General features: G+C 44.0%; 23 protein-coding genes and 1 riboswitch. Of the genes, 15 read left to right on the forward strand and 8 right to left on the reverse strand.

Going from position 1 to position 19,689, the window contains the following annotated elements; translation table 11 throughout:
- Positions 1-27 precede the first annotated feature (27 nt).
- Positions 28-321: a DUF3219 family protein gene (locus tag Len3610_RS17180; protein WP_255259669.1), complete on the reverse strand. Its 294-nt coding sequence runs from the start codon at positions 319-321 to the stop codon at positions 28-30.
- 172 nt (positions 322-493) lie between these two features.
- Between Len3610_RS17180 and Len3610_RS21940 the strand changes: the two genes are divergently transcribed.
- Positions 494-1,234, forward strand: a complete 741-nt coding sequence (locus tag Len3610_RS21940; protein ID WP_369693599.1) for a cytochrome P450 family protein — start codon at positions 494-496, stop codon at positions 1,232-1,234.
- A 29-nt stretch (positions 1,235-1,263) separates the two neighbouring features.
- On the forward strand, positions 1,264-1,743 hold the full coding sequence (locus Len3610_RS21945; protein WP_369693600.1) for a cytochrome P450: 480 nt from the start codon (positions 1,264-1,266) through the stop codon (positions 1,741-1,743).
- 23 nt (positions 1,744-1,766) lie between these two features.
- Here Len3610_RS21945 and Len3610_RS17190 read toward each other — a convergent pair whose 3' ends face one another.
- Positions 1,767-2,000 carry a hypothetical protein gene (locus Len3610_RS17190; protein WP_176449019.1) on the reverse strand — a complete coding sequence of 78 codons (234 nt, stop codon included), beginning with the start codon at positions 1,998-2,000 and terminating at the stop codon, positions 1,767-1,769.
- Positions 2,001-2,116: 116 nt separating this feature from the next.
- Here Len3610_RS17190 and Len3610_RS17195 point away from each other — a divergent pair, with 116 nt between their 5' ends.
- Positions 2,117-3,529 carry a LysM peptidoglycan-binding domain-containing protein gene (locus tag Len3610_RS17195; protein ID WP_176449020.1) on the forward strand — a complete coding sequence of 471 codons (1,413 nt, stop codon included), beginning with the start codon at positions 2,117-2,119 and terminating at the stop codon, positions 3,527-3,529.
- A gap of 278 nt (positions 3,530-3,807) precedes the next feature.
- Here the strand turns inward: Len3610_RS17195 and Len3610_RS17200 are convergent, their stop codons facing one another.
- Entirely contained in the window at positions 3,808-4,383 is a 576-nt protein-coding gene (locus tag Len3610_RS17200; RefSeq protein ID WP_176449021.1) for a DUF2087 domain-containing protein, read from the reverse strand.
- A 177-nt stretch (positions 4,384-4,560) separates the two neighbouring features.
- Entirely contained in the window at positions 4,561-5,007 is a 447-nt protein-coding gene (locus tag Len3610_RS17205) for a YaiI/YqxD family protein (protein ID WP_176449022.1), read from the reverse strand.
- 276 nt (positions 5,008-5,283) lie between these two features.
- On the opposite strand from Len3610_RS17205, the gene Len3610_RS17210 reads away from it, so the two are divergent.
- From Len3610_RS17210 to Len3610_RS17235, 6 genes are all read left to right on the forward strand, one after another.
- Positions 5,284-5,670 (forward strand): GntR family transcriptional regulator, encoded by a 387-nt coding sequence (locus Len3610_RS17210; RefSeq protein ID WP_176449023.1) that lies wholly within the window; start codon positions 5,284-5,286, stop codon positions 5,668-5,670.
- A complete protein-coding gene (locus Len3610_RS17215; RefSeq protein WP_176449024.1) occupies positions 5,667-6,566 on the forward strand; it encodes an ATP-binding cassette domain-containing protein in 900 nt (299 codons plus the stop codon). Before Len3610_RS17210 ends, Len3610_RS17215 begins: the two co-directional genes overlap by 4 nt.
- The gene (locus Len3610_RS17220; protein ID WP_176449025.1) at positions 6,544-7,299 is read left to right on the forward strand and encodes a hypothetical protein; all 756 of its coding nucleotides are present in this window, start codon (positions 6,544-6,546) and stop codon (positions 7,297-7,299) included. The genes Len3610_RS17215 and Len3610_RS17220 overlap by 23 nt, the downstream gene beginning before the upstream one ends.
- On the forward strand, positions 7,299-8,000 hold the full coding sequence (locus tag Len3610_RS17225) for a hypothetical protein (protein WP_176449026.1): 702 nt from the start codon (positions 7,299-7,301) through the stop codon (positions 7,998-8,000). Before Len3610_RS17220 ends, Len3610_RS17225 begins: the two co-directional genes overlap by 1 nt.
- A gap of 294 nt (positions 8,001-8,294) precedes the next feature.
- Complete coding sequence (locus tag Len3610_RS17230; RefSeq protein WP_176449027.1) at positions 8,295-9,857, forward strand: BCCT family transporter; 1,563 nt, start codon at positions 8,295-8,297, stop codon at positions 9,855-9,857.
- 159 nt (positions 9,858-10,016) lie between these two features.
- Positions 10,017-10,838 (forward strand): squalene/phytoene synthase family protein, encoded by an 822-nt coding sequence (locus Len3610_RS17235; protein WP_176449028.1) that lies wholly within the window; start codon positions 10,017-10,019, stop codon positions 10,836-10,838.
- Positions 10,839-11,215: 377 nt separating this feature from the next.
- Here Len3610_RS17235 and Len3610_RS17240 read toward each other — a convergent pair whose 3' ends face one another.
- Positions 11,216-11,674, reverse strand: a complete 459-nt coding sequence (locus Len3610_RS17240) for a hypothetical protein (protein WP_176449029.1) — start codon at positions 11,672-11,674, stop codon at positions 11,216-11,218.
- Positions 11,675-11,850: 176 nt separating this feature from the next.
- Between Len3610_RS17240 and Len3610_RS17245 the strand changes: the two genes are divergently transcribed.
- A complete protein-coding gene (locus tag Len3610_RS17245) occupies positions 11,851-12,588 on the forward strand; it encodes a MerR family transcriptional regulator (RefSeq protein WP_176449030.1) in 738 nt (245 codons plus the stop codon).
- 165 nt (positions 12,589-12,753) lie between these two features.
- Complete coding sequence (locus Len3610_RS17250) at positions 12,754-13,260, forward strand: small multi-drug export protein (RefSeq protein ID WP_176449031.1); 507 nt, start codon at positions 12,754-12,756, stop codon at positions 13,258-13,260.
- 38 nt (positions 13,261-13,298) lie between these two features.
- Here Len3610_RS17250 and thiE read toward each other — a convergent pair whose 3' ends face one another.
- From thiE to thiD, 3 genes are read right to left on the reverse strand one after another with little or no spacing between them, the layout of a single operon-like run.
- Positions 13,299-13,904, reverse strand: coding sequence for a thiamine phosphate synthase (gene thiE, locus Len3610_RS17255; RefSeq protein ID WP_176449032.1), 606 nt, complete (start codon positions 13,902-13,904; stop codon positions 13,299-13,301).
- 3 nt (positions 13,905-13,907) lie between these two features.
- Positions 13,908-14,678: a hydroxyethylthiazole kinase gene (thiM, locus tag Len3610_RS17260; protein WP_176449033.1), complete on the reverse strand. Its 771-nt coding sequence runs from the start codon at positions 14,676-14,678 to the stop codon at positions 13,908-13,910.
- A complete protein-coding gene (gene thiD, locus Len3610_RS17265) occupies positions 14,679-15,482 on the reverse strand; it encodes a bifunctional hydroxymethylpyrimidine kinase/phosphomethylpyrimidine kinase (RefSeq protein WP_176449728.1) in 804 nt (267 codons plus the stop codon).
- A gap of 236 nt (positions 15,483-15,718) precedes the next feature.
- Positions 15,719-15,835: riboswitch (TPP riboswitch) on the reverse strand.
- A 306-nt stretch (positions 15,836-16,141) separates the two neighbouring features.
- On the opposite strand from thiD, the gene Len3610_RS17270 reads away from it, so the two are divergent.
- The 4 genes from Len3610_RS17270 to Len3610_RS17285 all read left to right on the forward strand — a co-directional run bounded on the left by Len3610_RS17270 (position 16,142) and on the right by Len3610_RS17285 (position 19,623).
- Positions 16,142-16,576 carry a DUF4064 domain-containing protein gene (locus Len3610_RS17270; protein WP_176449034.1) on the forward strand — a complete coding sequence of 145 codons (435 nt, stop codon included), beginning with the start codon at positions 16,142-16,144 and terminating at the stop codon, positions 16,574-16,576.
- Positions 16,577-16,725: 149 nt separating this feature from the next.
- Positions 16,726-17,034 (forward strand): YhdT family protein, encoded by a 309-nt coding sequence (locus Len3610_RS17275; protein WP_176449035.1) that lies wholly within the window; start codon positions 16,726-16,728, stop codon positions 17,032-17,034.
- On the forward strand, positions 17,031-18,470 hold the full coding sequence (gene panF / locus Len3610_RS17280; protein WP_176449036.1) for a sodium/pantothenate symporter: 1,440 nt from the start codon (positions 17,031-17,033) through the stop codon (positions 18,468-18,470). The genes Len3610_RS17275 and panF overlap by 4 nt, the downstream gene beginning before the upstream one ends.
- A 244-nt stretch (positions 18,471-18,714) precedes the next feature.
- On the forward strand, positions 18,715-19,623 hold the full coding sequence (locus Len3610_RS17285) for a glycine betaine ABC transporter substrate-binding protein (RefSeq protein ID WP_176449037.1): 909 nt from the start codon (positions 18,715-18,717) through the stop codon (positions 19,621-19,623).
- The last annotated feature ends 66 nt before the right edge of the window (positions 19,624-19,689 follow it).

A 19,689-nucleotide genomic window follows, 5' to 3' on the forward strand; every position in this document is an offset into this window, starting at 1 on the left:
TAACGTGGTGGGGGACAGACCCCATATTTATTCTTTTTCTGTCAGTTCCAGTTTAAAATCGCCAACGGTACCTGGCTCATATAAGTTGGTGATTGAAGTTGAGTAGCTACTGATGGCAGCCGGGAATTCAAGGTTTTTCCCCGGGACTTTTACAACAAAATCATTCTCATAGAGCAGCACCGTAACGTCATGATAATCTTCGTGCGTCACTTTAAAGTCAAAGCTCACCTTAGTCAGCTCTTTCCCATTTTTATTGACTGAATCCGTCCGAACGTTAAACGCACTTATTTCCATATCGTTAATGATGATTTTCTCTTGCACATGCTCACCTTCTCTAGTTTTAAATTCATTTAGTCAATCGTAACAAGTTTGCATGCAAGCTTCCATGTTTTGAACTCATATCATGCCGGCTTTAGTATTTGACTGATGGAATAATTTTTAAGCGTAAGGGAAAAAGAAACAATAGCAGATTTTATCGAAGAAAGGGGCAAGTATGATGGCAATTCCACGTGAGCAGGGATTGGATAATACACTTACTATGTTAACGGAAGGCTATAATTATCTTCACAATAGACGTCGGCGGTTTCAGTCAAATATTTTTCAAACCCGGTTGTTGGGACAGAAGGTTATTTGCATAGGCGGAAAAGAGGCGGCAAAAGTTTTTTATGATGAAGGAAAATTTAAACGGAAAGGGGCTGCACCAAACCGAATAAAAGAAAGCCTGTTTGGAAAAAAAGCGGTACAAGGGATGGACGGTGCAGCCCATAAGCATCGAAAACAACTGTTTATGTCACTTATGAAGCCCGAGCGACTCGCTGAACTGAAGGATATTACCGCCAAACAATGGGAGGTTGCACTCAATAACTGGCAACAGAAACGGAAAATGTCTTTATTTCATGAATCAGAAAAAATCATGTTCCGCATTGCTTGTGAATGGGCTGATGTGCCGTTATTTGCCAAGGAACTGAATCAGCGTACCAGCGATCTGGCTGCCATGATTGATGCTTTTGGAGCGGTCGGTCCCCGGCATTGGAAAGGAAGGTCAGCGCGAAATCGTTCAGAGCGATGGGCCAGAAACCTTATTCAGCAGGTTCGGATTGGGGAACGAGAACCACGTGAAGATACAGCTCTGTACGCCATGGCCTGGCATCGTGATTTAAATGGGAGACTGCTGGAATTGCAAGTTGCTGCAGTGGAATTGCTGAATATTTTAAGGCCCATTACAGCAAATTAGGGACGATATGTAACATTGGGGCACTGGCGATGCATGATTTCCGGAAACGAAAGAAAAGCTTCAGACAGGTGATGATGAATACAGCCGGATGTTTGTGCAGGAAGTCCGCCGTTTACTACCCATTCGGTCCGTTTTTAGGCGCTAGAGTCCGGGATAACTTTGAGTGGGGTGGTCATCAATTCAAAAAAGGAACGCTTGTCTTACTCGATGTTTATGGGGCGAATCACGATCCGGATTTATGGGACAATCCAAGTGAATTCAGACCGGAACGTTTCAAAGAGTGGGAAGGCAGCCCATTCGATTTTATCCCCCAAGGCGGCGGTGATCATGATATGGGACATCGCTGTGCCGGTGAGTGGGTAACGATTGACGTCATGAAAGTCAGCTTGGAATTTTTAGCAAAATATATGGATTATCAGATGCCAAAGCAAAATTTGAATTTCAGTATGGCGCGTATACCGTCCTTGCCGAAAAGCAGATTTATGATAAACAGTGTGACGCGTCAATAGAGATTTCGGTCTGCGCTGCGTATTTATGCACTGAGTTTACGACAGTGCATAAATCGCGCGACAACCATCTCAAATCGCGCGACAACCATCTCAAATCGCGCGACAACCATCTCAAATCGCGCGACGACCATCTCAAATCGCGCGACGACCATCTCAAATCGCGCGACGACCATCTCAAATCGCGCGACGACCATCTCAAATCGCGCGACGACCATCTCAAATCGCGCGACACCCATCATGCGACGTTCAGAAAACATCCTTTCTCGCGTCCTGACATTAATCAAACCTAGTATTATTTTCCTCTGATTTGTTACTGGGACAATCATCCAACGAATAGGATGGTATTTAGAGCATGCAAATTGGGGGAAAGACTATGCAAATTCATGTCGTGCAAAGCGGTGATACAATATGGCAGCTTGCACAAAATTATGGTACGGCTGTTAATCAGATAGTTTTGTTGAATGAATTGGATAATCCGGATGTGCTGGTTGTTGGGGAGTCATTAGTTATTCCTGAACCCGGCCAGGAATATGTTGTCCAGCCCGGAAATACATTATGGCAAATTGGACGAATGTTTGGAGTTACGGCTCAGGAGCTGGCCGTTGCCAATAATATCACGGACCCGTCATTAATATATCCCGGGCAAATGTTGATAAATCCTTATTTCCCGCATATTGTCCAGGCCGGTGAATATATTTGGGGAATTGCGCAGCAGTATGGTGTAACCCCTGAACAAATTATAGCGGCCAATGATATTGAACAGCCAGGCTTGATATTTCCGGGGCAGACGTTAAGAATTCCAGCCCAAGCAAGACCGGTAACCGAAGTGAATGCTTATATAACCCGAGTGGATGAACTGGGGCGCCCCGAAGTTCTGCGTTTGGGCAGACATCTTACCTACCTTTCCCCATTCACGTACAACATCACTGAAGATGGCAGTTTCACCGAATTGCCGGAACAGCCGGTGCTCGAGGCTGCAAGAGCGAATAATGTTGCACCGCTCTTGGTAGTGACGAACTTTATCCAGGGGGAGTTTAATTCGGACGTGGCTGCGGCTGTGTTGCGTAATCCGGAAGCGCAGGAACAATTAATCACCAATCTGCAGACAGTCATGCGTTCGAAAGGCTATGCGGGCGTCAATTTTGATCTTGAATATGTATATCCGGAAGATCGCGAGAACTATAATAACTTCCTGAGGCGTGTTGTAGAGCGATTACATCCGGAAGGGTTTCTGGTTACGACAGCACTGGCGCCTAAGGAAACCGCCGATCAGCAAGGGCTGTTGTATGAGGCACATGATTATCAAGCACACGGGGATATTGTTGACTTTGTGGTGTTGATGACATACGAATGGGGCTGGGCAGGCGGTGAACCGTGGGCAATAGCACCGGTCAATAAAGTAAGAGATGTGTTGGATTATGCCGTAACCGTTATTCCACGGGATAAAATTGTGATGGGAGTGCCTTTATACGGTCGTGATTGGAATATACCATGGGTTGAGGGCACAATTGCCAGCACCGTCAACCCGAAAGAAGCCATTCAGTTGGCAGCAAGGTATGGTGTAGCGATCCAATACGATGAAACGTATCAATCACCGTTTTTCCGCTATGTGGATGAAAACGGTCAGGCACATGAAGTCTGGTTTGAAGATGCCCGCAGTGTGCAGGCAAAATATGATACAGTGAAGGAATATGGTCTGCGAGGCGTGAATTACTGGGCACTTGGGACACCATTCCCACAAAACTGGCCTGTACTGCAGGATAATTTTCGGATCAGGAAGTTGTAATCACCAACCTTTGAAACGACAATGATGTTCGTTTCAAAGGTTTTGTTGATTGATAAAGGTCTTTTGGCGTAATCACACACGTACATAATGAAATGTTACACCCTTCTCATAGCAACCTGGGTAAATCTGCTGCCAATTCTACTGATTACACCCGCCCAGAATAATTTCCGATATCCTTTTTCCTGTTTCCAAACCTTCCAATTTGACATGATTAACACCTGTTTTCAAACCTATCTAATTATATAAATATCTAATTAGTTGAGCAAAAAATAAGGTGATTATTGGATCAGCCACAATTCTTCAGGATTTAACTCATATTCGCCATTTTGCCGTCTCATGAAGCCGCACATGACAAATTCCCGTCTGATTGTTGCGAAATCTTCATGAAACGGTTTGATATAATCGTTGATTTCCTTTTCATGATACGTTTTGCCTTTCTTCAGTCCTTTGACAAGATGCTCCAGTACGATGAGTTTCTTCTTTCGCTGGGCCGGGAGACTTTTGAGTGAGCCATCCTGTGCAAAGAAATTTCGGATGACTTTATATTTCTCCTGATCATCCACCTTGAATTCATTCATTTCTTTTTCACCTCCAATCCGCAAAATAGCCTCAGCCATAAAAGCGAGTTGCTTTTCACTCAGGTGAAAATAGATAGTGTTTTTGTCACGCCGCTGGTAGATAACATTAATCTCTTTCAGTTTTGTGAGATGATAGGAAATGGTGGGTGGGGTCAGACCAAGTTTTCCCGCAATCGCCTGTCCGTGCAATGGCCCACTCTTTAATAGTGCAATGATTTGAATGCGTGTTTTGTCGCCAATCGTTTTATGGAAATTGACAATTCTATCCAGTTGCATACTTTACCCTCCAAACAACACCTAATTAGATTATAATCAAATTAGATGGGTGTGACAATAGTTATTTAGAAAAAGGATTCCTCGAAAGGGTGTTTACAATCTAAAATTCGCTATGAATAAAGTGGTCTTCTATGATATTTTTGACCGATTAGGCTGAAGTACTGTTTTTGACGTGTATCACCGTAACGTTTCAAGCGTTTCCCTGAAAAGTTCGCGAAATTTCGCCTCATCCTCAGAAGTGAAAGCTTTTGGCCCTTTTGTCCGCTTGCCGCTTTTGCGTGCCATGGCGTTCACATACCGGCTCTGCAATAGCTGATCGATGTTATGTTCCGTATAAGTGAAGCCTTTATGATGCAGGACGGTACATTCTTTGGAAAGCCCTAATGATGCGAGTCCGTAATCCTGCGTAATGATGATATCGCCTTGTTGCACAAGCTGCATGATCCGGTAATCCGCTGCCTCAGCTCCGGTATCCACGTAAACTGTTTCCACACCGGGCTGATCGTCATCATGCGAGAAATGAGAAAAGCTTTTCACGAGTGTGACTGGCACATTAAATTCCCGGGCAATCGTTATAATCGTTTTTTTAACCGGACAGGCATCCGCATCGACGTATACGTTCATCTGAATTTCCTCCGTTTTGTATATATAACAATTTTAGCAGAAGTATCATTGTGAAACCACTCCGGACGGAAAATGGCAGTAACCTATGACGCCGATTGATGGTCAAAGCAAGCTGGTAGAATATCCCTTTTCAGAAATGAACAACCCGACCTTATCCCCTCTACACCCTCTTATTAATACGGTTTTTAAATTACCTCTTGCATTTTTAAAGTTTATGTAATACACTACATTACACGACTAATGCACTGACTTAATCACGTGAAAAAGGGGGCAAGCTTGATGATCCATACAGATGGCACGAAACCCATCTACATACAGATATCGGAATGGATTGAGAACGAAATTCTTAATGAAAATTTCAAACCGGATGAAAAAGTACATTCCCAATACAAGCTTGCTGATCTATTCAACATTAACCCGGCAACCGCGGCTAAAGGACTGACACTGCTGTCTGATGAAACCATTCTTTATAACAAGCGCGGTTTGGGCAAATTTGTCGCACATGACGCGAAAGATATTATCACCAATAAACGAAAAAGCCAGACATTGAAGCGGCTGATTCAGGAAATTGTTGTGGAAGCTGAACGGCTGCATGTGGAAGAAGGGGAATTAATCGAATTGGTCCGAAAAACAATCAATGAACATAGGGGGGCTGCAGAATGAACGTCATTAAGTGTACTGATTTAACCAAAAGCTATGGGCAACAAAAGGCATTGGATAACCTTTCCGTAACCATTGAGGAAAATAAGATCACCGGCCTTGTTGGACGAAACGGCGCCGGTAAGACCACCTTGCTGAAAATATTGGCAGGGTTTTGGCGTGTATCATCGGGAGAGGTGAATGTTTTTTCCCGGAAACCATTTGATAACTTGTTTGTTTCAGCCAATACAATGTTTGTTGATGATCAAATGAACTTTCCGACGGCACTGACGCTGAAAGAAATTCTCGAACAGGCTGGGCGGTTTTATGATAACTGGGATATGGAGCTGGCAGAGCGGCTATTTGATTATTTTTCGTTTCGCCCCGGTCAGAACTATTCTGTCCTTTCAAAAGGGAAGAAAAGTACGTTTAATATGATTGTCGGTTTGTGTTCGCGCTGTCGCCTGACAATTTTTGACGAACCGACTACAGGCATGGATACGGCGGTTCGGAAAGATTTTTACCGTGCATTGCTGAAAGATTATCTGGCCCATCCGCGCTCGATCATCATTTCCAGTCATCATGTGGATGAGGTGGAAGAGGTGCTGGAAGATGTGCTCCTGGTGGAGAGCGGGCAAAAATTTCTGCATATGCCGATTGAGGATTTGAAAGAATATGCAATCGCTTTAAACGGACCATCAGAAGACGTTAACAAATGGAGGCGCGACAGAGAAGTGCTTCACACGAAAACGGCCGGTAACAATACGTATGCTGTCGTGACCAATGACTTTGAGCAACATGAGCTGGAACAAATCAATTTGGCGGGGATTGACATGTCATCTGTATCGCCTGGTGACTTGTGCGTGTACCTGACAGACAGGGCAAAAGGGGGAATTGATGATGTCTTTGACAAAGCCTAGCTTGGCACAAACTGTACTAAAACAATTTTGGTTCAAGCTGAAATCGTTAGCCGGTATGATCAGTTCACTGATTATGCTGCAGCTGATTGGTCTCCTGTTTGCCCTCGGTGCATCAAGCAATTTTTATACTGGCAGCGATGGTGTCTTTGACCTGCAAATCAGCTATTATTCTGCTGATCTTGTTGTCGTATTTACGATGTTATGGGGGTTCATCAGTGCCATCACGATGAAAACAAAAGCGTACCGGGAAGATGACTTTGTATTTGTAACAAACAGGCTGAGCAGCAATTTATCGAATATCGCTTATTTATTGGCAGCCAGCGTTATCGGAGGTGTGACAGCGATATTATCGGGGTATTTGCTGAAAGTCGTTATTTATTTACTGTTTGAGTCCACCCCTATCATACACACGGGTTTAACTGACTCCCTCGTTGAATTGTTAAGCGGAATGCTGGCGGCATCTTTGTTTATTTTCATGTTTGCCGGTGCCGGTTATTTGGTGGGGACGTTGGTGCAACTTCATAAGGCGTTCACTTATATCACGCCGGTCGCTGTCATTGGTTTCATCTTATTGAGTGATCGCATATCAGACGGTCATTTATTGGCTGAAGTTGGTGAGTTTTACTTTAATGAAGCATCACTCTGGTTGTTATCGGTGAAAACGCTGGTCACAGCAGGTTTATTATTGGCGGGATCGATAGGGATTTCCCAGCGGTTGGAGGTGAAGACGTAATGATGCCACTGTCATTGTTGTTGATTATCGGTCTGTTGGTGTTCGCAGCTGTCTTGTTTACACCGAAAAAACGTCAAAACAACAGCTATGTTAAAACAGTGCAATGGGCGTTCGGCATTTACATAGCTGTGTTGCTTCTTTCTGTCCCGGTTGTTTATTTGCTTCCGGAAGGCTCAGGTCTCTCTGCTGATGTGGAAAATGCACCATCCGAATTTCCGTCATTGCTTAAGCTTGCTGACAACGGTGACATTGAACACACCGGCCATGTGTATCAACAGGAAACATGGGAGGTGCAGGTGGAAAATCAGGAGGTTCAATTGACAATGTCGGAGGTGAATGGGTCACATGCCAGACTTCCTATTTATGTTGAACATGTAAGTAACCAGCAAGATATGATCGAGGCAGCCTATTATCAGACACCGTTTATCGTCGAAGGATTCGATATGTCAAACCGGTTGGGCTCATTGGATATTGGTTTTGGTAACGAGTCCGGTAGATTGAATATTTATCCGCCCGGTCAGACCAGAATTGACTTGTCTATGTTCAAGCAGGAGTTTCCAATAGCACAATTGACGGGGGAACGCGGAATGGAAAATGTTTATACAAACAGTGATCAATTGCTGTACCTTAAAGTTCCGGAAGACATGGCATTAAACTATCATGATCATATTGAGGTTTATTATCATAATGAAAATCAGTAAAGTTTTAACAGCCCGAAATAGAGCATATAGATTTTCTGTATCAGCCTGTGTGCTGGTACGGATTTTTTATTACTATCGTAAAGGGCAGTGCAGTAACCGGGCTAATTTTCATTTGACGTTTTATTGAATCCAACCTATAATTAAAAGCCATGTTCAAAATAAAAGAGCAAGAAGATGGTTTTTAGAGAGATAGAGTTAACAAATGGTTCGTGAAAAGGATAATCATTTTCCATCCAACGGTCTGTAATGACTCACGTGTTATAGACACTTGTTCCTTAAAATGGGAGGAAAAACGTGCAGGAAACAAAGCAAGTTAAAACGGATTGGACCGTATTTGCTGTAAGTGGCGGATTTTTGATTTTATTTATTGTTTTATCGTTCATCAACAGTGAAATGGTTGGGGAATGGATTACGATCTTATTTGATTACTCTGCAGATCTCTTTGGAGCTTATTGGCAAGTGCTGTTGTTTGGTAATTTTGCAATTGGAATATTTTTAGGCTTTTCCAGATATGGTAAAGTACGATTGGGAAAAATGGATAAACCGAAATATAGTTATTATCGCTGGGTTGCGATGATTCTCGTTACCCTTTTGGCGAGCGGCGGTGTCTTCTGGGCAGCCTCAGAGCCAATGTATCACTATATGACGACACCACCGTTGTTTGGCGGCGGCGAATTCAATAATATATGGGGGGCATTTGCACAAAGTTTTATGCATTGGGGCTTTTTGGCCTGGGCAATCCTCGGTACCCTGGCAACCATTGTGATGATGTATGTGCACTACAGCAAAGGCTATCCGATGCGGCCGAGGGCATTGTTATATCCGCTATTCGGGGAAAAAATCTTTCATAAAAGTATTCTCGGATCTTCGGCAGATATTTTTTCGATCATCGCAACAGCTGCTGGAACATTGGGGCCATTAGGCTTTCTCGGTCTGCAAATATCGTATGGACTGAACCATTTATTTGGTGTGCCAAATACTGTGACTGTCAGTATTCTGGTTGTTGTTGTTCTGGTCGTGATTGCGGCGGTTTCAGCTGCGACTGGAGTAGACCGGGGGATTCTGCTGCTGAGCCGTGTCAATGTTGGGATGACATTCGTATTAGGGGGTATTATACTCCTGATTGGTCCGACGTTGTTTATCATTGACGGATTTATCGGCGGCACTGGGGCTTATTTACAGAATTTCTTTGGGATGAATTTTTATCGAGGGGATAATGAATGGCTTGGCGCATGGACCCTCTTTTTCTGGGGATGGTTTATCGGCTATGGTCCGATGCTGATCATCTTTATCAGCCGTATTTCCCGTGGCAGAACCATTCGTGAATTGATCATTGCGGTATCGATTGTGGCACCGTTAGTGACGAATTTCTGGTTCTCAATTATTGGAGGAACTGGCGTATTCTTTGAGATTGAGAATGCCGGATCAGTTTCCGGGGCGTTGAATGAGAATGGTATGCCTGCTGCTGTTATGGCGATTATGGATCAATTACCGATGGGGACAGTAATCGCAGTAGCTTTTCTTATCATTTCGATTGTTTTCGTGGCAACAACGACCGATACGATGTCCTATACTGTTGCTGTGACACTGACGGGAAATGATCACCCTGCCCGATGGCTGCGTGTCTTCTGGGCTTTGATTTTCGGTGGAACGACGATGATGATTCTCACAATCGGTGAGGGAAGTATCACAGCGATTCAAAATTCAATTGTCATAACGGCTGTACCCGTATCATTTTTACTTTTGCCGCCGTTGTGGAATGCGCCGCAAATCGCCAGAAAAATGGCACTCGAACAAGGTCTGATGTGGGAGCGGCCGCGCAAAGGAAGACCCATTAAATTTGATCATAGAAGATAGAGTGGGGTACTTTAAGGTACTCCCTTTTTTTGTTCAATAATAGTCATATTATTGATCCCGCATATAAAAATCAGCGGATAAAAACGTTCCGCTGATTTAAGTTTCGCTTTATGGCTGTTTTTTGGTATAATGAGAATAGTATTAAGGGAGGCGTCACCGTTGAGTGAAGCGAAACAACTGCAAAAAGATGCAAATAACATATTGAAACAGACAAGCCGGACATTTTACATACCGATAACATTGTTGAAATCACCGCTGAATCAGACGGTCGGATCAGCGTATTTATGTATGCGTGCTGTTGATGAGATTGAAGACAACGAAGAATTGGACTCCGAAACGAAACAGCACCTGCTCCGATCAACGAGTAAGTTATTGAAACAGGATAATTTTGATGAGCAGGGTTACCGTGAATTAGTTCATCCGTATGACACACAGCTTCCCGAAGTGACATTGAGATTAGGTGATTGGATTAAAATTTGTCCTGCCGGGATTGTCGAAAATGTAAAAGAATCAACAAGTGTCATGGCTGCGGGGATGGCTGACTGGGCAGAAAGAGGCTGGGACATCAAAGACGAAACAGATCTGGATGATTATACATACTATGTAGCCGGTCTTGTTGGTGTCATGCTGTCAGATATATGGAAATGGTATGACGGAACCGAAACAGACCGTGAACTTGCGATAGGTTATGGCCGGGGGCTCCAGGCCGTCAATATTCTGCGCAACCAGGATGAAGACAGCGAGCGCGGTGTCAGCTTTGTTCCGGATGGCTGGACACGCGATGATTTGTTCACGTATACCGAAAAAAATCTGGCTAAGGCCGATGAGTATATGAAAGATATCAACACGCGTACGATTAAGCTGTTCTGCCGGATTCCGCTCGCCTTAGCTAAACGAACTGTTAAAGCATTGAAAGAAGGCCGGGAAAAAATATCGAGGCAGGAAGTCGAAACCATTGTTGAAGATATTAAAAACGATTAGAAAAAAGCCACTATTCTATCAGGATGGTGGCTTTAGTTGTGTGCTGAAATGATACTTTTTCGTTGCCGGTTATTGGTATAAAAGGAATAAACAGGAGACCGCTCTACTAAACGATCTCCTGTTTCGGCAATATCATTTGTTCAGCAATGATTTGAAGCCCAGATACAGGATAGCTCCGGCGAATATGATGATTGCAATACCGCCTATCACATTCAAAAAAGAAGCTAATCCTCCTGTAATAACTGAGGATGCCGGTACATTAGCCAGCGCAAATCCCGCCAGGACACATGCCAAATAGAGCAGTGCTAATTGATAAATAATATCCCTCCTTTGTGTGATGTATACGGAACTATTTGGCATAGGAGTCTGAGGCAAAGCTAATAGCACTGGAATGACTGTACGTTATCCAAATCAACACCGTAGTAGACCCATCTGTTCCGCTGCCACCTGAAGCCGGCAATTGACTGGCTGCCGACAAATACCGGGAAAAACCAGAATGAGTCCCATCTCAACCAGATATACGTGAATTGAAACAGGCATCGCCGGATGGCACCTGGATCGATTGCAAAGACACTGAAGTCACCTTGAGCCTGCTGTGTTTGCGGCTGTTGTGGTGTGAATGACGGTGGCGGTGAAGTTGGTGCACTGACCTGCTGCTGTCCTCCAGGAAATCCTGGCTGCGGCCATTCATCTGTTTGACCGGGTGGTCCGCTAAATGGGGGACCTCCTCCCGCTTGCCCAGGCGGCCAGCCGAATGGCGGACCTGTACCTGGACCGTCTTCCTGGAACCAGGGAAAGTTAAATATCCGTGCATCCCTGTATGGTGGTTGATTCATTTTAACTTCCTCCTTAAAAAATCCTTCCCGTTATTATATGGGGATTCGTCTAATCATGTATGGGCGTATGAAACGGGTGTTTATTTTTGAAGAATAGCAGAATGAATCCCGGGAAATTCCTGTTGACTCTCACGTTGCGTTATACTTTAAAGTAACAATCGAAGGGGGGCGCAACGATGAAAGTGAAAGAAGTGGCAGAATTGGCCGGGATCAGTGTGCGCACACTGCATCACTATGATGACATTGGATTGCTGAAACCTGAGCAGATAACTGACACAGGTTATCGGATTTATTCAGAAAAAGATCTCGAAAGACTGCAACAGATACTGTTTTTTAAAAAGCTTGGCTTCCCTTTAAAGAAAATAAAGGATATTATCAATAGTCCATCGTTTGACAGGGAGGAGGCGCTTCAGATTCAGCGTAACATGCTGCTTGAAGAGCGTTCCCGGTTGGATAATATGATTGCGACGATTGATAAGACAATCCAGTATACGAAAGGAGAGCGGGAAATGAGTGACAAAGAAAAATTTGCCGGTTTTGATTTCAGCAGTAACCCTTACGAACAGGAGGCCCGCGAACGCTGGGGAGACAAAGCGGTTGATGAGGTGAATGACAAGATTAATAGCATGTCACAAGATGAACAGAAAGAAATGGGTGAAGAATTTAATAACATTTATAAAGATCTTGCTGCAATCCGGTATAAAGAACCCGATTCAGATGAGGCACAAGCCGCCATCAAAGTATGGTATAATTATTTGAACAGGATTGGCGATTACTCACTTGATGCTTTCAAAGGACTCGGTCAAATGTATGTTGACGATGAACGCTTCAGAAAAAACATTGATAAATATGGTAACGGATTGGCAATCTTCATGCGGGATGCCATGGCTGTTTACGCAGAACGGAATGAATAAGCGTCAGATAGTCGAGATGATTTAAGCGGTGAATGGACAGTGCATCGGGGTCCAAGTACTGTACTTTCCCGGTTTGATTGGGTATGTTAAATTTCCTGTATATAATCATTTTTAGCTGGAAAAATGCGGCTGAATAATGGAAAAATCTTGTAGGAGAACTTGCGTATGTTCATTTATGTAGCCGCTTATGTGTTGATTTTCTTATTAGGTGCTACGCCTTTCATGGAAATCTTAGGCGTCATTCCAATTGGTGTAGCAGCTGGATTGCCGGCCATACCAGTGTCTGTGGTTGCATTTTTGGGAAATATGTCAACCATTTGGCTGCTGATATTGTTGGCAGAACGCGTCAAAACCTGGCTGAAAAAGCGGAGAGAAAAGAAAGAGAAAGAAAAAGAAAGCTCAGCAAAAAGAGGCGAACGGGGAAAAGCCATTTGGAAAAAATATGGGTTGCCTGGATTGGCCATTGTAGCGCCTATATTGGTCGGAAGTCATTTGGCAGCCGTTGTTGCGATTGGTGCCGGGGGCGAGCGGAGACAAATTTTCCTTTGGATGACAATCAGTATTATTATTTGGACTATTGCAACAGGGATAGCATCGCATTACGGCATTGACTATCTATTTAATCAAACCGGATATGAAGGATTTTTAAATGATTTACTTGATATGGAGTAAGGGAGAAGGCAAACGAAAGCCTTCTCCCTGATTTAACCTTATAGCATTTTAACAGCTGTTTTGACATCATCAGCTTCTGTTATGGCCGAAATGACAGCGACACCATCAGCTCCGGCTTCCATAACAGACGCTGCGTTAGAAACGGTAATGCCGCCAATTCCAACAATCGGCAAGTCGGGATACTGATGCTTCATTGTTTTAATCCATTCAGTACCGACTGCTTGTTCGGCATCATTCTTAGATGACGTTGCATAGACCGATCCCACCCCAAGGTAGTCAGCCAGATGAATCGGGCTGTTTGCAGCTTCAGTTAGAGTTGATACCGATAAACCGATGATTTTATCAGGAAACATCTCCTGCAATTTTCTCAAATCCATGTCATCCTGCCCGACATGGATACCGTCAGCCTCCAGAGGTTCGACCAGATCAACATCATCATTTACAAAAAACAGCACGTTATAACGGGTGCAAATATCGCGAAGTCTGCGCCCTAATTTTAATTTTTCCTGACCGGTAAGGGACCCTTCACCTTTTTCCCGGAATTGAAAAGCAGTGATGCCGGCTTTTGCCGCTTCCTTCAAAATATCCTCGGGATTGCGGTGACAGTTCTGACTTCCCATAATAAAATATTTTCTCAGATTCATCCGTTACGTCATCTCCAATTCAGCAGGGTCATAGGCCAGTGCATCAATAAAATGGGGGAGGAAGGTCCCGGATCCGTTAACTTCCGGTTTTTCGGCGGCATGTTCCGCGGCCAGCCCGTAAAATCTGACAGCGGCCAATGCCTGATTTCCAATGGTTTCATTTGTTGTCAGGCAGGCCGTTAAAATCGATCCAAGCAGGCACCCCGCTCCGGTTATTTTTCCTAGAAGCGAATGACCAGTATGATTATGCAGCAGCTCGCCATCCGCACAAATGACGTCTGTTTTGCCGGTGACAATAGCGGCGGTTTGATACGTTCTGGCGACTTTTGAGGCGATTTCATCAGCATTTCCCTCACCGACTGACTCGACGCCTTTTGTTTCCCATGGGATTTCGACGAGATGTGCGAGTTCGCCGGCATTACCTTTAATCACGGTTGGCTCCACCTTATCAAGAATCCTCTTTATAGCAGTTCTCCGGAATGGGGTTGCGGCAACGCCTACCGGATCAAGGACGACGGGAATTCCTTTTTCATTGGCTGCTTTACCCGCCTGAATCATAGCCGAAAGCTCATTAGCAGTCAGTGTGCCAATGTTAAGTAAGAGGCCGTCTGCGTTGGACGCCATGTCTGCAGTTTCTTCCTCATCTTTTGCCATAACAGGTGCACCGCCAAATGATAACAGGCCGTTCGCTGAAAAATTCACAACAACCTGATTCGTAATATGATGGATGAGTGGTGTTATTTCGCGTATTTCCTGAATAATGGTATTGTTCATTTACATCACCCTTTCCACTCGATGTGCCCATTGATTAGTGGGGCCGCTTCCAGCCCCGATTGAAAATGAATGACGAATGGCCGTTGTCACAAATGCTTTTGCCTTTTGGACAGCTTCCGGTAATGGATAGCCGTGGCTAAGATAGGCTGTAATCGCAGCTGCATAAGTACAGCCGGTACCATGCGTGTTCTTCGTATCAATACGTTCTGTTGAAAAAGTATACACTTCTTGGCCGTCGTACAGAAAGTCGACTGCTTCGCCCTGCATATGACCACCTTTCACTAAGGCAGCTTTTGTACCATATTCATGCACAATCTGCTTGGCAGCCGCTTGCATGTCGCGGGCTGTTTCAATTTTTCCGTCGATAATCACCTCGGCTTCGGGAATATTCGGCGTTACTAATGTTGTCAATGGCAGCAGGTTCTCACGTAAATACTCACGGGAGTCCTCTGCAATTAAGGTGTGACCGCTTGTTGTCACCATAACCGGATCCATAATATAATGGGCGCCTACTCCGGTAATCTTTTCGGCAACAGCGTCCATGATGTCGATATTCGCAAGCATGCCGGTTTTGAATGCCTGGAACGGAACATCGGAAATAACGGATTCTAATTGCTGTTTTATCAATGATATCGGCATATGCTCCACGTCCTGGACCCCTGTTGTATTTTGGGCGACAACGGAGGTTATGACCGACATGCCATATGCTTTTAATTCCTGAAACGTCTTTAGATCTGCTTGAATGCCGGCACCGCCGCTTGGATCAGTGCCGGCTATGGTTAATGCGGCCGGAATTTGTTTCATTGACTGGGCACCTTCTTTCTGTGAAATTTGTGAAAATGACATGATAAAATTCCTGTAATTAAGAAGCTTTCGGGTATGCACAGCGTAACAGAGGAGAATCCACTCCCTGTTTTTCTGTTTCACACGTTGGAAATTAATAAACCAGGTCCAATCTTCCTCCTCTCAAAAAGGGGCAGAGGACATCAAAAAAGCCAGATCCATCGTTTGGACCTGGCCCTGAAATAGCTGATAGGCAATATTCCGTCAGACTACTTCCCTACGCTGGTGTTAACCAGATCAGGTCCGTAAGAGTCGGAAAGCTTAGGACGCCTTTCCTCTCAGCCCACGATTTTTGGGCACCCCTAGTAGTGTTAGATTCTTTTGTTCGCATCTTTAGTGTAACAAATAGGAAAGTAATTGTCGTTGGATTATTAAATTTTCAACAGGATTTGTTAGAATGGGATAGCATAGGAACTTGTATCACTTGAATATAAACAGTTTTTCACGGTGCTCAGGGGCAAAAAGCAGGTCTATTGCCGATCGGAAATTTAAAAGTGACAAATAGTCTGATGAGGGAGGGGTTGGAGGAATTTATGGTACAATAGTGAACTATGCGGACTTTGAATATTTCATTTGACACGCCGCATACGATAACGAAGAATAATAGGGGAGGGATTTGAATGCGTAGAACCGCAGAAATTGTATTATCAGTAATAGGTGCACTTATTTATGGCTTTTTTGCCTTCATTGGTGTATCGATGGTATGGCTGTTTAATCAGGAAACTTTTTGGGATCAGACATCAGAAGAACTAAAACAACAGCCTGACATAAATTCAGGAGATGTGGAAGTAGCTCTGGAGGCACTGCAGGGAAGTGGCCAGGGGAGCGGCTGGTTTTTGATTATCGCTTCTGTAATAGCCGTTATTATGGGTATTGTCGCGATTATACTGGTAAAAGGCAATAAGAAGCCAAAAGCAGCAGGAATCATTCTAATTGTGGCGGCAGTATTGGGTTCACTTACGGTATTGGGTATTTTTGGAGGCATATTCTTACTGATTGCCGGCATCATGTGTCTGGCACGGAAAGCACCTCCGGCAAACACAGTAACAGAATAGGCAGTGAAAAAGAGCGGCTTTTGCTGGTTGCTCTTTTTTAGTGTGTTATTTTTATGATTAAATTTTTTAAATATTTACAATGGGTAATATTATGTTATAGTATTAAAGAAAAGTTTGTAAAAAAGCATGTCTCATTATGGGAGATTTTGATGAAATACAAGGGGGATTATGACGTGAAGGAACAAAATACGCCGGATAGTGACCCACGCTATAAAGTTGCCAACCGGGAAGCATTGATTGGGGTCGGTCTGGTTCTTTTCAACTTTATTTGGTGGTTTGCATTTGCATATGGACTCGGAGGAAAAGACCCGGCGGAATATACATACGTCTTTGGTTTGCCGGCATGGTTCTTTTATAGCTGTGTGCTGGGATTTGTCGTTATGGCAGCACTTGTAACAATTGCGGTGAAAAAGTGGTTTGTGGAAGTACCATTTGATGAAGAGGGAGAAGAGACATGAATTGGGAGGCATTAGTTCCGTTAATTGGTATCATATTGATTATATTTGGTGTCGGGGTATGGGCAGGTAAATATGTTAAATCCTCTAACACGTTTTTAGATGATTATTTCCTGGGCGGCAGAAGCCTTGGCGGGTTTGTTCTGGCCATGACGATGACGGCTACATATGGCAGTGCGAGCAGTTTTATAGGGGGACCGGGGACAGCCTATACTGAGGGACTTGGCTGGGTGCTATTGGCAATGACTCAGGTTTCAACCGGTTATTTTGTGTTAATGGTTTTGGGCAAAAAATTCGCGATAGTGACCCGCAAATATAATGCGCTGACGATGGTCGATTTTTTGAAAGAACGGTATCGATCCAAATGGGTCGTACTCATTTCGGCATTCAGCATTATTGTCTTTTTGTTTTCAGCGATGGCAGCCCAGTGGATTGGTGGGGCACGGCTGATTGAGTCATTGATTGGGATACCGTATACGACAGCGTTATTCATCTTTGCGGTATTGGTGCTCATTTATGTTGTAATTGGGGGATTCCGGGCGGTGGCACTCACTGACTCCATTCAAGGGACGATTATGTTTTTTGGAACGCTTATACTGTTGATTGCAACGATTATCGCAGGCGGTGGTATTTCCAATATCATATCGGATCTTTCCGCTGAAAATCCGAATCTGATTACGCCATATGGTGCTGAGGGCACTCTCACACCGGCCTTTGTATCGTCTTTTTGGATACTGGTCGGTGTCGGTGTCGTGGCACTGCCGCAGATTACAGTCAGAGCGATGTCCTATAAAGACTCCCGTTCCATGCATCGTGCCATCATTATTGGCACCATAGTCGTTGGTGTGATTATGTTAAATATGCATTTGATTGGTGTGTTTGCCCGTCCGATTTTACCTGGGATTGAAGTTGGCGATCGTGTCATGCCGCTCATTGCACTGGAGGTTTTACCAAACTGGCTGGCTGGTATCGTTCTGGCGGCCCCGATGGCAGCAATCATGTCAACGGTCGATTCATTGCTGCTTTTGGTGAGCTCATCCATCGTCAAAGATGTTTATTTGAATTATGTAGAACCGAAAGCATCACATGATCGGGTGAAACGGCTCAGTATCGGTGTTACAGCCGTTTTGGGAGTGATCGTATTCCTGTTGGCACTGAATCCGCCTGATTTGATTATTTGGCTGAACCTGTTCGCATTTGGCGGTCTGCAAGCAGCATTTATTTGGCCGATTGTTATGGGACTGTATTGGTCGAAAGGAAATAAATATGGTGCCATTGCTTCAATGGTTACCGGTGTCGGATTATATATTTTATCAGATACATTTTATCCGCAGCCATTCGGATTGCATTCGGTCGTGCTGCCTGTCGTCGTTTCATTCTTTGCGTATGTCCTAGTGAGTTTAGGGACACAGGATCGTCACCAGGTAGTTAAAAGTTAAGTTCTTTTGAGTGTTATAACGACCAAAAACGAGAACTGAGCTGTGTCTAAAATAGAGAAAAAAAGAGTGATTCTATGTTTAAAGCGCGTTATATTGAAAGCATATTATCACAATATGATTTAGTGTCGAATGTGAAAGTTTTTGGACTTTGAGATGGCCGTTATATTATGTGATACTTACGAGGTTAGCCCAAATAGTTGATTTGGCAATTAATTTAAACAAAGATCATCAAGGGGGATCTATAATGGTTAAAAAATTTTTAGGGTTAACTTCAGCTTTAGTGTTATCAATAGGCTTAACAGCATGTGGCGGAAATGAGGAGACAGAAGATAATGGAAACGCTAGCTCCTCTATTGGTGAAGAAGTTGAGCATACGATTGTAGGAATCGACCCTGGAGCCGGTATTATGGAGCAGGCAAGTGACATGTTATCCGAATATGAACTTGAAAACTGGGAGGTTCAGGAAAGCTCCGGTGCTGCCATGGCAGCGGAATTAGGGAGTGCCATTGATGAAGAAGAGCCAATCATTGTGACAGGCTGGATCCCGCATTGGAAATTTTTCGAGTTTGATCTGAAAATGCTGGACGATCCTCAAGAAGTTTATGGTGGCGAGGAAGATATCCATACTTTGGTACGCCAGGGTTTAGAGGAGGATATGCCTGGTGCCTATACGTTCTTTGACCAATTCCAGTGGGAGCCGGATCACCTGCAGAATGTTATGCTGAAAATTGAAGAAGGTTTATCAGAAGAAGAGGCAGCACAGGAATGGGTTGAAGAAAATCAAGACCTGGTTGATTCCTGGGTTGAAGGAGCAGAGCCTGGAGACGGTGCTGAAGTGAGCATCACCTATGTTGCATGGGCCGATGTGATTGCCAGTTCCAATGTTGTCAAATACGTCATGGAAAATGAATTGGACTATCAAGTTGAGTTAGTTCAAGTGGAACCAGGTCCAATGTTTGCCAGTGTTGCTGATGGTACCGTAGATGCTATGGTAGGTGCGTGGCTGCCTTCAACACATGCCGCTTACTATGAAGAGTACGAAGGCGATTTTGAAGACTTAGGCGCTAACCTGAGTGGTACACGGAATGGTCTTGTTGTTCCTTCGTATATGGATATTGATTCAATTGAAGACTTAAAAGAGAGTAATGAATAATAATATATAAAGGACATTTCATAAGAACACAGCATAATAAATCTAAACTAAACTCCTTTGGACATG

The organism is Lentibacillus sp. CBA3610 (assembly GCF_013373365.1).
Classification (GTDB): Bacteria; Bacillota; Bacilli; order Bacillales; family Amphibacillaceae; genus Lentibacillus.